The organism is Tepidiphilus sp. HLB4, from assembly GCF_054823945.1.
Window position 1 is genome coordinate 1 of the sequence record NZ_JSYB01000026.1, and the last position, 15,158, is coordinate 15,158.

Consider the following 15,158-nt stretch of genomic DNA (forward strand, 5'->3'; position numbering starts at 1 on the left):
GCTCGCGGCCAGCAGCGCCGTGAGGTCGGGACGCTTGTGCCGGTCGATGGGCGTGGGTACCGTGACGATGAAGACGGTGCAGCGCGCGAGTTCGGCCGCATCGTCGGTGACGCGGAGGTGGCGGGCGGCGGCGAGTTCTTCGGCCGAGACTTCGCGCGTACGGTCGAGCCCGCGGCGCAGTTCTTCGATGCGTTCGCGCTTGAGGTCGTAGCCGATCACCGGGCGGCGCTTGCCGAATTCGACGGCAAGCGGCAGGCCGACGTAGCCGAGGCCGATGAGGGCGATGGGAGGCGACATGGTTGTTTCCTGCATCTCAGCTTTCCACGACCGCAGGGGAATCGATATCCGCCTCCCCGTGCAGGCGCGCCTTGACGGTGGCGATGAATTCGGCGACGAACGCCACCATGAGGCCGAAGAAGGCACCCAGGAGCAGCGAGAGGGCGAGAATGAGGCTGCGCGAAGGGCCGGCGGGCAGGATCGAGGGCGCGGGACCGTAGACGAGCCTGGTTTCCCGCAGCGTCTTTTCCTGTGCTTCGAGCGAGCCGATTTCCGAACCCTTGATCCACTTTTCTTGCTCCATGGCGGCGATTCTGGCCTGGTTCTGGTCCTTTCGCCGCTGCAGGTCGACTGCCGTATCTTGCAGCGTATTGAGCCACTGCAGGGCGGAGCGGCGCTGGCTGTCGATGAGCAGCATGGTCATGGCAGCAGGCTCGTTGCTGACCGAGCGGGTGGCCTGTTTCACCGCGTCACCCTCGCTGGCGAGCTGGGCCTGCAGCCGCTGGATGCTTCCTTGGGTCTCGGCCAGGCGGGTTTCGGTGCGTTTGCTATCGGCCTGCAGCAGCGCGATCTGGCGGTCCAGGTCGTCGATTTCGGCGCGCTTGCGCTCGATGATCAGCCGTAGATCGCTTTTTTTGGCATAGACGATAGGGGCGTGATCGGCGATGAGCCTCTGGGCAGCTGCGTTCATCACACCCAGATAGATCGGCTCCAGCGCTTTCGGCGCCTTGGCGGAAAGCGTGATGACGGTGGCCCCTTTGGGCACGGAGGCGTCGATCTTCAGATGGGTGAGGCTGGCGTCTTCCCGGAGCGCCTCGGCGATGGCCACCGGAATGTAGGCGTCCTTGAGCTTGGAGAGTACGGTGTCGGTGCCCTCGAGCGGCACGATCTGTTGGGCATCCTTGCCCACCGTTTGCGTACCGATCTCGATAGTGGCCTTGTATTCGTAGGCACGGGGGCGCAGGAAAGCGAACGCAGCGCCGGCAAGGAGCGCCAGGATGATGACCGCCAGCACGATGCGCCGCCGCCGCCAAACGATGAGGGCGAGGTCCGTGAGGCTGATCTTATCGTCGTAGGCAGTGAACGCTTGGGTCGTGGTGGGGTCTTGCGGCAGGGGTGAAACCATGGAAAAACGTCCGGTGGAGAGCTTAATCGGCGGCAAGTATACCTCATCTCCACTCGGGTGGGATTCAGGAACGACGCCGGCACGAGCGGTTTCGCTGACGTCGAGGCCAGGGCCGAGGCGCTGCTCGCGCTATAATCTCTAGCTTTCGTCCCCAGATTCCATTGGTGCCATGTCCCTCGACAAGAGCTTCGAACCCAAGGCGATCGAATCGCGCTGGTATCCCTACTGGGAGGAACACGGCTACTTCCGCGCCGGTTTCGATCCGAGCAGAAAAAATCCCTATTGCATCCTGATGCCGCCGCCCAACGTCACCGGCACGCTGCACATGGGGCACGGCTTCAACCAGACCATCATGGATATCCTGGTGCGCTGGCGGCGCATGAGCGGGGACAACGTGCTGCTGCAGCCGGGCACCGACCATGCCGGCATCGCCACCCAGATCGTGGTCGAGCGCCAGCTCGAGCGCGAGGGACTCACGCGCTACGATCTGGGACGGGAGAAATTCCTCGAGCGCGTGTGGCAGTGGAAGGAATATTCCGGCGGCACCATCACGCGACAGATGCGGCGTCTGGGCACTTCGGCCGACTGGACGCGCGAGCGCTTCACCATGGACGAGGGAATGTCGCGCGTGGTGCGCGAAGTCTTCGTCCGGCTCTATCGCGAGGGGCTCATCTACCGCGGCAAGCGCCTGGTCAACTGGGATCCGAAGCTGCGCACGGCGGTCTCCGATCTAGAAGTGTCGGCTGAAGAGGAAGAAGGGTTCCTCTGGTCCCTCCTCTACCCCTTCGCCGACGGGCCCATCGACGGGCAACGGGGCGTGGTGGTGGCCACCACGCGGCCGGAGACGCTCTTTGGCGACGTGGCGGTGATGGTGCATCCGGAAGATCCCCGCTATCAGGGGCTCATCGGCAAGGAGGTGATCCTGCCGCTGGTGGGCCGGCGCATTCCCATCATCGCCGATGCGGCCGTGGATCCGAGCTTCGGCACCGGCTGCGTGAAAGTGACACCGGCGCACGATGCCAACGACTACGCCGTGGCCCAGCGCCACGGGCTGCCGCTGATCAGCATCTTCCGGCTCGATGCCCATCTGAACGACCAGGTGCCCGAGCCTTACCGCGGGCTCGACCGGTTCGTGGCCCGGGAAAAGGCCGTGGCCGAGCTGCAGGCGCAGGGGCTTTTGGTCGAGGTGAAGCCGCACAAGATGATGGTGCCGCGCGGCGAGCGCACGGGCGTGGTGCTCGAACCCATGCTCACCGACCAGTGGTTCGTGGCCACCACCAAGCCCGGGGCGGACGGCAAGTCGCTCGCGCAAAAGGCGCTCGAAGTGGTCGAGGACGGCAGCATCCGCTTCTTCCCCGACAACTGGGTGAATACCTACCGCCAGTGGCTGGTCAATATCCAGGATTGGTGCATTTCGCGCCAGCTGTGGTGGGGGCACCAGATCCCGGCGTGGTACGCCGACGAAGATCCGGCCGAAAATCGTCGCTTCTGGGTGGCGCACGACGAGGCGCAGGCCCGGGCGCTTGCCGCGGCCGAGGGCTACACGGGGCCGCTCACGCGCGACGCGGACGTGCTCGACACGTGGTTCTCTTCGGCGCTGTGGCCTTTCTCCACGCTCGACTGGACGCCGGAGTATCCGGCCAAATCCAACCCGGCGCTCGATCTCTACCTGCCCTCTTCGGTGCTGGTCACGGGTTTCGACATCATCTTCTTCTGGGTGGCGCGCATGGTGATGATGACCACCCACGTCACCGGCAAGATTCCGTTCAAGCACGTCTATGTCCACGGCCTCATCCGCGATGCCGAGGGGCAGAAGATGTCGAAGTCCAAGGGCAACGTGCTCGACCCGATCGACCTCATCGACGGCATCGACCTGGAATCGCTCATCCAGAAGCGCACCACCGGCCTGATGAACCCGAAACAGGCCGCCTCGATCGTGGAGCGTACGCGCAAGGAATTCCCCAACGGCATCCCGGCGTTCGGTGCGGATGCCCTGCGCTTCACCTTTGCCTCGCTCGCGAGCCCGGGGCGAGACCTCAAGTTCGACCTCGGCCGTTGCGAGGGCTACCGCAATTTCTGCAACAAGCTGTGGAACGCGACCCGCTTCGTGCTCATGAACGTGGGCGAGCGCCTGCCGCAGACGCCCGCCGCGCCCGAGGCGCTGGGCTTTGCCGAACGCTGGATCGTCTCCCGCCTGCAGCGGGTGGAAGCGGAAGCGCAGCGCCACCTCACCGACTACCGCTTCGACCTCTACGCCAAGGCGCTCTACGAATTCGTCTGGGACGAATACTGCGACTGGTACCTGGAACTTGCCAAGGTGCGTCTTGCGCAAGGAGACGAGGCGGTGCGCCACGCCACGCGCCGCACGCTCATCGGCGTGCTCGAAGCCGTGCTGCGGCTGCTGCATCCGGTGATTCCTTTCATCACCGAGGAGCTCTGGCAGCACGTAGCCCCCGTGGCCGGGCGCAAGGTGAGCGACTCGATCATGGTGGCGCCCTACCCCGTCGCCGAGCCGGAAAAGCTCGACGAAGCGGCCGAGCGCGAGATGGCGCTCTTCCAGGCAATCACGCGGGCGGTGCGGGGCTTGCGCGCCGAGATGAAGCTCAACCCGGGCGAGCGCGTGCCGCTGGCGGTGGCGCTGGGCGAGGCGGCCGACGAGGCGCTCGCGGCGACGATCGCCGGGTTCGTTCCCTACCTGCAGGCGCTCGCACGGCTCACGGAAGTGCGCACGCTGGCGCGCCTACCCGAAGATGCGCTCGCGCCGGTAGCGGCAGTGGAGACGCTGCAGCTCATGCTCGACGTGCCCATCGACGCCGCCAAGGAGCGCGAGCGGCTTGCCAAGGAGATCGAGCGCCTGCGCGCCGAGATCGCCAAGGCGAAGAAGAAACTGGAAAACCCCAGCTTCGTGGAACGCGCGCCGGCCGAAGTGGTGGCCCAGGAGCGCGAGCGCATCGAGCGCTTCAGCGCCACGCTCGCGCAGCTCGAACCGCAGCTCGCGCGCATCGAGCGGCATTTGGCGGGGGGGTGAGACAGAGGCGCTCGCAGCTCAGACGGACTCGGAATACTCCCGCGCCAGGTGTTCATAGCGCGGGATCGCAGCCAGTTCCTGGGCGAGCGCCTCACGCCGCTGCACGGCGTCGTAGTGCGCCTGCAAGGCGAGCCAGCTTTCGGCATCGACCCCAAAGAAAGCGGCCAGGCGCAGCGCCGTATCCGCGCTGATGGCCCGCCGCCCCTGGATGATCTCGTTAATGCGCCGACGGGGCACGCCAATCGCTCGCGCCAAAGCGTACTGGCTGATGCCCAGTGGCTTGAGCCAGTCTTCTAGCAGGATCGTGCCAGGGTGGACCAGAGGAACTTCACGGCTCATCGGCATGGCTTTCTCAGTGGTAATCAACTATTTCGACTTCCCAGGCGTCGCGCCCGTCCCAGACGAAGCACACGCGCCACTGGACATTGATGCGGATGCTGTACTGACCCTCGCGATCCCCCGTGAGTAATTCTAGTCGGTTCCCCGGTGGAACACGGAGAAATTCCAATGATGTGGCCGCGTGCAGCTGCTGCAGCTTGCGCATGGCCACTGCCTCGAATGCCACGAACCGCGCAATGCGCTTGCCCTGAAAAAAGGCTTCGGTGTCGCGGCAACGAAACGATCGGATCATGGTTTGATTGTAACGCCAAAGGTGACGAACGCCAACGACAAGATCACGAAGCTGGTTTTGGCTGGTTGCTCAATGTCGATCCCAACCACTGTGCCCAGCTCGTCGAAATCGAGCACGATGCCTGATGCCACCTCTTCGGAATCCGCTGCCGGGCGTTCGCTGAAGCGGACGTCGTCGTAAATCAGTCACATTTCATACGTTCCTGCGTCTTGCAATCTAACCCATCCTATCGCCGAATCAGCACGAATTCATATTCCCCTTCGCCGGTTTCACGCGCCACTTCGAGTACGTTGCCGCTCTGGCGGGCGAAGGCGGAGAAGTCTTTCATCGAACCGGGGTCCGTGGTCCGCACCCGTAGCCGTTGCCCCGAGTGCAAGGTGGCCAGTGCCTTCTTCGTGCGCAGGATGGGCAGCGGGCAGCGCAGCCCGCGCGCGTCGAGCTCGAGATCGACCATCATGATGAATGGTTTCCTCCGCAGGTTTGACGCCAAGCGTCCTCATCGGTTAGAATAGCACCTCTTCAAGGAGATGTGGCCGAGAGGTCGAAGGCACTCCCCTGCTAAGGGAGCATACCGGCTAAAACCGGTATCGAGGGTTCGAATCCCTCCATCTCCGCCATTACATGAGCATAACTCCTTGCCCCCATGCCCACCATCATTGAGTTGTCGATCCGGAACAAGGCGGAGGGCACGTGATGAAACAGACCGTAGAAGCCATCATCGACGAAAAGGGGCATGTCCGCCTGGTCGAACCCGTTGAAATCAAAGGAATGCGTCGCGCCTTGGTGACCATATTGGACGAAGCTCCCGCTGAAATCGACGAGGTCACACAGCTGGCTGAAAAGGCCCTTGCGGAGGATTGGCTGAAACCGGAAGAGGATGAGGCATGGACGCACCTGCAATAGGCGACGTGGTCCTCGTGCCTTTTCCATTCTCAGATTTATCAGCATCCAAACTACGGCCGGCACTCGTGCTCGCTCATAGCGGACGGGAGGATTGGCTGTGCCTGCAGATCACCAGCCGATCCTACGCTGATCCCTTCGCGATTGAACTGGCGGAAGGTGACTTTTCCTGTGGCTCACTGCAACAGACCAGCTATATCCGTCCCGGGAAACTATTTACCGCTCATCAAGATCTGTTCCAACGCATGGCAGGACGGATCAGGAATGAGAAACTCGAAGAGGTGCGAAACCGGGTCATCGAGCTGGTACGCAAAGGCCGACTGTCCGAGTGACGGCCGCTCGAAGAATGAAACCAATTGGGATCGGTGCAGAGCAAACCCCCTCATTCCCGCTGCGCCGCAAACGCTTCCAGCACATGCCTGACCCGGGCCATGGTCTCGGAAAGCGTCGCCTCGATCTCGGTGAATGAAATCTCGCTCGCGTCGGCGCCGCGGCCGGCGGCGTAGTTTGCCACCACGTTGATCGCGGCGTAGGCAAGGCCCAGTTCGCGGGCGAGCGCGGCTTCAGGCATGGCGGTCATGCCCACCACGTTGGCGCCGTCGCGCTCCAGGCGGTCGATCTCGGCGGCGGTCTCCAGGCGCGGGCCCTGGGTGCAGGCGTAGACCGCGCCGTCGATCACCGGCTCCCCTGCCTTTTGCGCGGCGCGGATCAGGCGTTCGCGCAGCGCCGGGGTGAACGGCAGGGTGAAATCGATGTGCGTGACCGGATCTTCTTCGCCTTCGAAGAAGGTCGACACGCGCCCCCAGGTGTAGTCGATGATCTGGTGCGGAATCACGAGGGAGCCCGGAGCGTATTGCGCCTGGATGCCGCCGACGGAAGCCACCGAGATGACCTCGCGCACGCCCACGTGCTGCAGCGCCCAGAGGTTGGCGCGGTAGTTGATGCGGTGCGGCGCATAGGTGTGACCGTAGCCGTGCCGGGCAAGGAAAGCGATGTCCCGGCCGGCGATGCGCCCGAGGGTGAGCGGCCCGGAGGGGTCGCCGTAAGGGGTGCGCACGACCTGCCGGTGCACGATTTCCAGATTGTTGAGCGAGGTGAGGCCGGTGCCGCCGATGATCGCGAACATGGAATTTCCGCATCGAGCCGAAAGGATGCGGAATTTTACACGACGCCGCCTTGCCCCTTTGTTATAATTGGCGTTTTCGTACGTCTGGAAGTCCATGTCCTCCGCCATTCGCAACATCGCCATCATCGCCCACGTCGATCATGGCAAGACCACCCTCGTCGACCAGCTTCTCAAGCAGTCCGGCACCTTTGCCCAGCATCAGACCGTCGCCGAACGGGTGATGGACAGCAACGATCTCGAGCGCGAGCGCGGCATCACCATCCTGGCCAAGAACTGCGCCATCCGCTATGGCGACACCCACATCAACATCGTCGACACCCCGGGCCACGCCGATTTCGGCGGCGAAGTGGAGCGGGTGCTCTCCATGGTCGACGGCGTGCTGCTGCTGGTCGATGCCGTCGAAGGCCCCATGCCACAGACGCGCTTCGTCACCAAGAAGGCGCTGGCGCGCGGCCTCAAGCCCATCGTGGTCATCAACAAGATCGACCGCCCCGGCGCTCGGCCCGACTGGGTGATCAACGCCACGTTCGATCTCTTCGCCGAGCTCGACGCGAGCGAGGAGCAACTGGACTTCCCCATCGTCTATGCTTCGGGCCTGCAGGGCTACGCCACGCTGGATCTGAACGAGCCGGGCCAGGACATGCGCCCGCTTTTCGAGACCATCATCGCCCACGTTCCGCCGCCGCCGGTGACGATCGACGCGCCCCTACAGCTGCAGATCTGCTCGCTCGACTATTCGAGCTACGTGGGGCAGCTGGGTATCGGCCGCATCCGCCAGGGGCGTCTGCGCCCCAACCAGGAAGTGGGCGTGTGGCTGGGCGAACAGAACCTGGGTCGGGCAAAGATCGGTCAGGTGCTGAAATTCGTCGGTCTGGAGCGCGAGGCGGTGCCCGAGGCGGTGGCAGGCGACATCGTGATGATCTCCGGCGTGGAGCAGGTTGGCATCGGCGTGACGGTGTGCGATCCCGAGGCGGCGCAGCCGCTGCCGCCGATCGAGGTGGACGAGCCCACGCTCACCATGACCTTCATGGTCAACACGTCGCCCTTGGCCGGGCGCGAAGGGAAATTCGTCACCAGCCGCCAGATCCGCGAGCGGCTGGAGAAGGAGCTGCTCAAGAACGTGGCGCTGCGCGTGCGCTTCAGTGAAGATGGCGACAGCTTCGAGGTCTCCGGCCGGGGCGAACTGCACCTCACCATCCTGCTCGAAACCATGCGCCGCGAGGGCTATGAGCTGGCGGTGGGCCGGCCGCGGGTGGTGTTGAAAGAGATCGACGGCGAACTCCACGAGCCCTACGAGCGGCTCACGGTCGATATCGAGGAAGGCCACCAGGGCGCGGTGATGGAGGAACTGGGGCGTCGCCGGGCGGAACTCCTCGACATGACGAGCGACGGCAAGGGGCGCGTGCGGCTGGAATACCGCGTGCCGGCGCGCGGCCTCATCGGATTCCAGGGGGAGTTCCTGACGCTCACGCGCGGCACGGGGCTCGTGAGCCACATCTTCGACGGCTACGGACCTCTCGCCGGTCCCGTGGGCGGACGACGCAACGGGGTGCTCGTGTCGCAGGACGACGGCCAGGCCGTGGCCTACGCGCTGTGGAAGCTGCAGGATCGCGGCCGCATGTTCGTCAGCCCGGGCGATGCGGTCTATGAGGGCATGATCATTGGCATCCACACGCGGGAAAACGACCTGGTGGTGAATCCGATCCGCACCAAGCAGCTCACCAACATCCGTGCTTCCGGCTCGGACGAGGCGATCCGGCTCGTGCCGCCGATCGAGCTCACGCTGGAGGCGGCGGTGGAGTTCATCGAGGACGACGAACTCGTCGAGATCACGCCGAAGTCGATCCGCCTGCGCAAGCGCCACCTGCAGGAACACGATCGCCGCCGCGCGGCGAAGCAGACGGCGCTCGCCTGAGCTTCCTTTCGCGAAAAAGCCCCCGAGGGGGCTTTTTCGTTACAGTCCCACCGAGCGGGCGCGCAGGAAGTCGCGGAATTCGTTGGCGACTTCGGGGTGGCGCAGGGCGAATTCGACCGTGGCCTTGAGGTAGCCCAGCTTGGAGCCGCAGTCGTAGCGCACGCCGTCGAATTCGTAGGCGAGGATGGCTTCTTCCTGCAGCAGCGAGCTGATGGCGTCGGTGAGCTGTAGTTCGCCCCCCGCGCCGGGCTGGATGCGATGCAGGTGCTCGAAGATGTTGCCCGAGAGGATGTAGCGCCCCACCACCGCCTGGGTGCTGGGGGCTTCTTCGGGCTTGGGCTTCTCGACGATGCCGGTGATGCGCTGGATCTTGCCGTGCGCCTCCGGCTCGGTGCTGACGATGCCGTACTGGCGCGTCTCTTCGCGCGCGACGTTGATGGTACCGAGCACCGAGCAGCGGTGGTAGTTGTAGACGTCGATCATCTGGGAGAGCACCGGCTTGCCTTCGGGGTGGTCGCAGAGGTCGTCGGCGAGCAGCACGGCGAAGGGTTCGTCGCCCACGACCGATTCGGCGCATAGGACGGCGTGTCCCAGACCGAGCGCCTCCGACTGGCGGATGTAGATGCAGTTGACGCCCTTGGGAACGGTCTTGCGCACGACTTCGAGGAGTTCCTTCTTGCCGCGGGCCTGCAGCTCGGATTCGAGCTCGTAGGCTTTGTCGAAGTGGTCCTCGATGGAGCGCTTGGTGCGGCCGGTGATGAAGATGAGCTCGGTGATGCCGGCGGCCACCGCTTCTTCCACGGCGTACTGGATGAGGGGCTTGTCGACGATGGGCAGCATTTCCTTGGGGCTCGCCTTGGTGGCGGGGAGGAACCGGGTGCCCATCCCGGCCACGGGGAACACGGCCTTGCGCACGGCTTTCTTCATTTCGTTCGACTCCTGCGGTTGATCCATGGGTTCATCCTTGGGTTGTGCTGCGCTCGGCGATCAGGCGCTCGAGCGTGTCTTCGTCGATGACGGGAACGCCCAGCTCGAGCGCCCGCTGCAGCTTGCTGCCGGCTTCGCTGCCGGCGACGACGTAATCGGTCTTCTTCGACACGGAGGCGCTCACCTTGCCGCCGTGCGCTTCGATGAGAGCCTTCGCTTCTTCGCGCGTCAAGCGCGGTAGCGTGCCGGTGAGCACGAAGGTGAGACCGGCGAGCGCCCTGCTCTTCTTGGCGGGGACGCTTTCTTCCCAATGCACGCCGAGCCGGCGCAGGCGCTCGATCACCTGGCGGTTGTGCGGCTCGTCGAAGAAGTCGCGGATGCTCTGCGCCACCACCGGGCCGATGCCTTCGATGGCGGTGAGCTCGTCGAGCCTGGCGTTCATGAGGGCGTCGAGCGAGCCGAAGTGCCCGGCGAGGAGCTTGGCGGTGGCCTCGCCCACGTGCCGGATCCCAAGGGCATAGATGAAGCGGGCGAGCGTCGTCTTCTTGCTGCGCTCGATGGCGGCCATCAGCTTGGCGGCGGATTTTTCCCCCATGCGGGGCAGGCTCGCGAGCCGATCGGCATTGATTTTGTCGGGGTCGTAGAGATCGGCCGGGGTTTCGACCCAGCCGAGATCGACGAGCTGCTCGATGAGCTTCTCGCCCAGCCCTTCGATGTCCATCGCCAGACGAGAGGCGAAATGCTCGAGGGCGCGTTTGCGCTGGGCGGGACAGTACATGCCGCCGGTGCAGTAGGCCGCGGCTTCGTCCGGGTCGCGGGCCACCGCCGAGCCGCACACGGGGCAGTGCTCGGGCATGACGAAGGGGCGTTCGCTGCCGTCGCGCCGCTCGGGGAGCACCTTGACGACCTCGGGGATGACTTCGCCCGCGCGGCGCACCACCACCCAGTCGCCGATGCGGATGTCTTTGTCGCGGATGTAGTCTTCGTTGTGTAGCGTAGCGTTGGTGACGGTGACGCCGCCCACGAAGACGGGTTCGAGCCGGGCGACGGGAGTGAGCGCGCCGGTGCGTCCGACCTGCACTTCGATGCCGACGAGGCGGGTGATCTCTTCCTGCGGCGGGAACTTGTGGGCGATGGCCCAGCGCGGCGCGCGGGCGATGGTGCCCAGGCGCTGCTGCGCGGACAGATCGTCGACCTTGTAGACCACGCCGTCGATGTCGAAGGGGAGCCGGTCGCGATCGGCCTCCATGCGGCGGTAGTAGGCAAGCAGGCCCTCGGCGCCTTCGGTCACTTCGCGCGCGTCCGACAGGGGAAAGCCCCAGCGCTGCAAGAGCGCGAGCGCCTTGCTGTGCGTTTCCGGCCAAGGGTGCCCCTCGAGGCGCACGAGCTGGTAAGCGAAAAAGCGCAACGGCCGCTTGGCGGTGACGCGCGGGTCGAGCTGGCGCAGGCTGCCGGCCGCGGCGTTTCGCGGATTGACGAAGGTTTTCTCGCCCGCTTCGAGCTGCGCTTCGTTGAGCCGCTTGAAGTCTTCGCGCGTCATGAGGACTTCGCCGCGCACTTCCAGCAGCGTCGGCGGGGAGTCGAGCCGCAGGCGCAGGGGGATGGAGCGAAGGGTGCGCAGGTTGGCGGTGACGTCTTCGCCGGTGAAACCGTCGCCCCGGGTGGCGCCGAGGCTGAAGAGGCCGTCGCGGTAGATGAGGGAGATGGCGAGCCCGTCGAACTTCGGCTCGCAGGCGTAGCGGATGCGCTCGACGCCGAGCAGCTCACGGCAGCGCCGGTCGAAGGCGAACACTTCTTCGTCGGTATAGGCATTGGTGAGCGAGAGCATCGGCACTTCGTGCCGGACTTCGGCGAATTCGGGCGCCGGTTTGCCACCCACGCGCTGGGTGGGGGAATCGGGGGTGACGAGCTCGGGATAGCGGGTTTCGAGCGCGACGAGCTCGCGGAAGAGCCGGTCGTATTCGGCATCCGGCACGAGCGGCTCGGCGAGCACGTAGTAGGCGTAGTCGAGCCGGGCGATCTCTTCGCGCAGCCAGCGGGCGCGTTCGACCGCCTCCGGCGGGGCATGGGAGGTCATCGTGGTCCTTTCATCCCGCGAAGAGACGGCGGGCGATGGCGCTGCCGGGAGGGATTTCCTGCGCCTTCATGCGCTGGTGGATCTGGGCGATGCGCTCGCGGATGAGCCGGCCGGCCTCGGGCGTGAGGGGGTTGCCGGCATCGTCGACCAGCTGGCCGTCGAGCGTGGCGGCGAGCTTCTCGGCAAACGTGAACATGCGGTCGAACACCACCGGCGAGGGGATGCGCGTGACTTCGAGAAAGAGGGTGACGCCGTTTGCCTGGTGCAGCTTGATGTCGGGCTGGCGCAAGGGCCGCCCGTCGAGGTCGGCGAGGGCATAGAGCGGGACGCCATGGTCGTCGAGCAGGCGATAGAGGCCGTCTTCACCGAGCGTGAGGCCGGCCGCTTCGGCGGCAGCCCGGATCTTGGTACCGGGAATGGGGGCGTTGCGCGGCACGACGTTCACCGCGATCTGCACGTCGAACTCGGCACAGAAGCGGTCGAGCGCAGCGGCGCGCTCGAGCACGGTGACGCGCGATTCGATGGCCCCGGGCACGGCACCGAGATGGTCGGCGACGCGTTCGACACCGCCGGTGAAGCGCAGGTACTCTTTCTCGCCGATGGCGCCGGTTCGGTCGGCGAGCTGTAGCGAGGCGAGCGCGAGGTGGTATTGACCCTCGGTCTTGGCGGTGAGCGGCTGCCAGTCGTTGCTCGCGTCGTCGAAGACGTACCAGCCGACCGGACGCGGCGAATCGCGGAATTCGCGCATGACGGCTTCCCGTAGCGCCGCAGCATCCATGCCGCCGAGCGATTCGAGGCGCACCATGAGATCGACCCCTTCCTTGAGGCTGTCGGGGTGATGCCGTGGCGTGCGGGCGAACCCTGCTTCCGCGGCGGGTTCGCGCCGGGGGGCGACGCGGTGCGCCGGGCCGAGCACGCCCTCTTCTTCGGTGAAGTCGCTGCCGGGCGCGCCGCCCGGCCCCCGTTCGCCCGCATCGAGCAACGGGTCGTGCGACGGGGTGTGCAAGGTGCGCTCGAGGGTGCGCCGGCTGCGGGTTTCCTGCCACTTGCCGTAGCCGAAAAAGCCGGCGGTGACGATGACGACCACGCCTCCCAGTGCGATGAGCAGATCGGTATCCATGCGTGTTCCTTTGCCTCGGCGCGCGGCCGGAATCAGGGCGTTTCGGCGAGCCGCAGCGCCTCGTCGATGTCGACGGCGACGATGCGCGAGACGCCCTGCTCCTGCATCGTGACGCCGATGAGCTGCTCGGCCGCCGCCATCGTGATTTTATTATGACTGATGAAGAGAAGTTGCGTCGTGCCGGACATCTCCCGCAACAATCGGGCGTAGCGCTCGGTGTTGGCGTCGTCGAGCGGCGCGTCCACCTCGTCGAGGATGCAGAAAGGCGCCGGGTTGAGGGCGAAGAAGGAGAAGACGAGCGCGATGGCGGTGAGCGCCTTCTCGCCGCCCGAGAGCAGGTGGATGCTCGCGTTCTTCTTGCCCGGCGGCTGGGCGAGGATCTGCACGCCGGCATCGAGAATCTCTTCACCGGTGAGCACGAGCTTGGCCTGCCCGCCGCCGAAGAGCCGGGGAAACAGTCGGCCGAAATGCGCATCGACGGCGTCGAACGTGGCGGCGAGCGCCTGGCGCGTCTCGCGGTCGATGCGCCGGATCGCTTCTTCCAGCGTGCCGATGGCAGTGGTGAGATCGGCAAGCTGCGCTTCCAGCGCCGTCTTGCGTTCTTCCACCTGACGCAGGGCTTCGAGCGCGGCGAGGTTGACTTCGCCCAGCGCGGCGAGCTCGCGCCCCAGCCGCTCGGTCTCGCGGGCGAGCTTGGCGGCGTCGAGATGGTCGAGCTGAGGCTCGAGGGCGGCCAGATCGGCGCCGAGTTCGGCGAGCCGCTCTTCGGCGTGCGCAAGCGCCGCGGCTGCTTCCTGCCGCTGCAGCCGCGCCTGCTCGAGTTCGTCGCGCAGGGGTTGCAGGGCGAATTCCTGCCGCTGGCGGGTCTCTTCGAGTTCGCGCAGCTTCTGGTGACGTTCGTCGAGCACGAGCCGGGCTTGGGCGAGCGCGCTGGAAGCGCGTTCGCGCGCCTCGCGCACGAGGGATTCCTCTTCGAGCGGGGCGTCGGCGAGCCGTTCGCGTTCGGCCAGGCGCTCGGCGCGCTCGCGCTCGAGCCGCTCGAGGCTCTCGGCGGCGATCCGGGCGCGGCGCTCGCTCTCCTCGCGTTTGAGGGCGCATTCGCGGCAGGAGAATTCGGCTTCCTGCAGCTCGCGCGCAATCACCTGGCGCTGCGCGCGGGCGTCTTCGAGGCGCTCGTGCTGGCGGCGGAGGTCGGCCTGGCGTTCGAGGCAGGAGGATTCGAGCGCGGCTTCGCGTTCGAGCAGGGCAGCGATGCGCTCTTCCAGGGTGGCGAGCTCGGTGCGCTCGCGCTCGGTCTGCTCGCGCAGGGCGGTGCGCTCTTCGTCGATGGCATGGCGCCGGCGGCGGGCGTGCTCGAAGGCGGATTCGAGCCGGGCGAGTTCGAGCGCGTGCTCGCGCTGCAGCTTTTCGGCCTGCTGCAGCTCGCGGCGCAAGGCGTCGTGCGCCGTCTTTGCTTCGTCGCAGGCAGCGGCGCAGCGGGCGCGTTTCTCCGCGGCGGATTCGCGCTGCCGTTCGCGCTCGGCGCATTCGGCCTCCAGCGTGCCGAGCTCGCGGGCGCGCTCGAGGATGCCCGCGAGCATCCGTTCGTCGGCGCCGAGGCTGCGCGCCCCATGGGGATCGACGATCCAGCCTCGCCGGTCGACCAGGCGCAGCCCGCGTTCGCGCGCCCAATCGAGCAGCGCTTCGTCGATCGCCTCGACGAAGACGGTATGGGCAAGGAGACGCTGGAGGGCGCCGGCAAGCGTCGGGTCTCGGGCGGAGATCGCCGCTGCGGCCCGCACCGCGCCTTCGGGCAGTGGCTCGCCTTCTTCCAACCCCGCTTCGCAGGGAAGATCCTGCCACAGCCAGGCTTCGCCGGGACGCGGCGCGTGCTCGACCCGCACGGTGGCCTCGGACAGCGGCGCGAGGCGCGCCCCGAGCCAGGGGCCGAGGAGCGTTTCGGCCGCCGTTTCCCAGCCGGCAGCGACTTCGAGCCGCGGCCACAGCGCCGTTGCGCCCTCGCCCGAGTCACCAGCGCAGCGCGCCTGGGTTT

At 66.1% G+C, this 15,158-nt stretch carries 14 protein-coding genes, 1 tRNA gene and 1 pseudogene; 5 read left to right on the forward strand and 11 right to left on the reverse strand.

Annotated features, from left to right (window positions below; genetic code table 11):
• Together OA56_RS06155 and OA56_RS06160 are read right to left on the reverse strand one after the other, a co-directional pair.
• Positions 1-297: pseudogene (locus OA56_RS06155) on the reverse strand (nucleotide sugar dehydrogenase); the annotation flags it as partial.
• Between the two features lie 16 nt (positions 298-313).
• Entirely contained in the window at positions 314-1,402 is a 1,089-nt protein-coding gene (locus OA56_RS06160) for a Wzz/FepE/Etk N-terminal domain-containing protein (RefSeq protein WP_461584094.1), read from the reverse strand.
• A gap of 169 nt (positions 1,403-1,571) precedes the next feature.
• Between OA56_RS06160 and OA56_RS06165 the strand changes: the two genes are divergently transcribed.
• Positions 1,572-4,430 (forward strand): valine--tRNA ligase, encoded by a 2,859-nt coding sequence (locus OA56_RS06165; RefSeq protein ID WP_461584096.1) that lies wholly within the window; start codon positions 1,572-1,574, stop codon positions 4,428-4,430.
• Positions 4,431-4,448: 18 nt separating this feature from the next.
• Here OA56_RS06165 and OA56_RS06170 read toward each other — a convergent pair whose 3' ends face one another.
• Genes OA56_RS06170 through OA56_RS06185 form a run of 4 tightly spaced genes read right to left on the reverse strand, consistent with a single transcriptional unit; the run spans position 4,449 to position 5,518 of the window.
• Positions 4,449-4,769: a HigA family addiction module antitoxin gene (locus OA56_RS06170; RefSeq protein WP_055422969.1), complete on the reverse strand. Its 321-nt coding sequence runs from the start codon at positions 4,767-4,769 to the stop codon at positions 4,449-4,451.
• A 13-nt stretch (positions 4,770-4,782) separates the two neighbouring features.
• Positions 4,783-5,061 (reverse strand): type II toxin-antitoxin system RelE/ParE family toxin, encoded by a 279-nt coding sequence (locus OA56_RS06175; protein ID WP_055422744.1) that lies wholly within the window; start codon positions 5,059-5,061, stop codon positions 4,783-4,785.
• Positions 5,058-5,246: a DUF2283 domain-containing protein gene (locus OA56_RS06180; RefSeq protein ID WP_082438334.1), complete on the reverse strand. Its 189-nt coding sequence runs from the start codon at positions 5,244-5,246 to the stop codon at positions 5,058-5,060. Before OA56_RS06180 ends, OA56_RS06175 begins: the two co-directional genes overlap by 4 nt.
• Positions 5,247-5,287: 41 nt before the next feature.
• Positions 5,288-5,518, reverse strand: coding sequence for a sulfurtransferase TusA family protein (locus tag OA56_RS06185; RefSeq protein WP_055422745.1), 231 nt, complete (start codon positions 5,516-5,518; stop codon positions 5,288-5,290).
• Positions 5,519-5,584: 66 nt separating this feature from the next.
• Between OA56_RS06185 and OA56_RS06190 the strand changes: the two genes are divergently transcribed.
• From OA56_RS06190 to OA56_RS06200, 3 genes are all read left to right on the forward strand, one after another.
• A tRNA-Ser gene (locus tag OA56_RS06190) sits at positions 5,585-5,678 on the forward strand.
• A 76-nt stretch (positions 5,679-5,754) separates the two neighbouring features.
• Entirely contained in the window at positions 5,755-5,964 is a 210-nt protein-coding gene (locus OA56_RS06195) for a hypothetical protein (protein ID WP_055422746.1), read from the forward strand.
• Positions 5,946-6,293, forward strand: coding sequence for a type II toxin-antitoxin system PemK/MazF family toxin (locus OA56_RS06200; RefSeq protein WP_072247885.1), 348 nt, complete (start codon positions 5,946-5,948; stop codon positions 6,291-6,293). The genes OA56_RS06195 and OA56_RS06200 overlap by 19 nt, the downstream gene beginning before the upstream one ends.
• A gap of 50 nt (positions 6,294-6,343) precedes the next feature.
• Here the strand turns inward: OA56_RS06200 and OA56_RS06205 are convergent, their stop codons facing one another.
• Entirely contained in the window at positions 6,344-7,087 is a 744-nt protein-coding gene (locus OA56_RS06205) for an S-methyl-5'-thioinosine phosphorylase (RefSeq protein ID WP_055422747.1), read from the reverse strand.
• A gap of 94 nt (positions 7,088-7,181) precedes the next feature.
• Here OA56_RS06205 and typA point away from each other — a divergent pair, with 94 nt between their 5' ends.
• A complete protein-coding gene (typA, locus tag OA56_RS06210; RefSeq protein WP_461584100.1) occupies positions 7,182-9,002 on the forward strand; it encodes a translational GTPase TypA in 1,821 nt (606 codons plus the stop codon).
• A 39-nt stretch (positions 9,003-9,041) separates the two neighbouring features.
• Here the strand turns inward: typA and galU are convergent, their stop codons facing one another.
• The 4 genes from galU to OA56_RS06230 form a co-directional block, all read right to left on the reverse strand.
• Positions 9,042-9,956: a UTP--glucose-1-phosphate uridylyltransferase GalU gene (gene galU, locus OA56_RS06215; RefSeq protein WP_240803322.1), complete on the reverse strand. Its 915-nt coding sequence runs from the start codon at positions 9,954-9,956 to the stop codon at positions 9,042-9,044.
• Between the two features lie 4 nt (positions 9,957-9,960).
• The gene (ligA, locus tag OA56_RS06220) at positions 9,961-12,006 is read right to left on the reverse strand and encodes an NAD-dependent DNA ligase LigA (RefSeq protein ID WP_461584103.1); all 2,046 of its coding nucleotides are present in this window, start codon (positions 12,004-12,006) and stop codon (positions 9,961-9,963) included.
• Positions 12,007-12,016: 10 nt separating this feature from the next.
• The gene (locus tag OA56_RS06225; protein ID WP_461584105.1) at positions 12,017-13,126 is read right to left on the reverse strand and encodes a cell division protein ZipA C-terminal FtsZ-binding domain-containing protein; all 1,110 of its coding nucleotides are present in this window, start codon (positions 13,124-13,126) and stop codon (positions 12,017-12,019) included.
• Between the two features lie 32 nt (positions 13,127-13,158).
• Positions 13,159-15,158: coiled-coil domain-containing protein (locus tag OA56_RS06230; RefSeq protein WP_461584107.1), on the reverse strand; the 2,000-nt coding region annotated here is incomplete at its 5' end.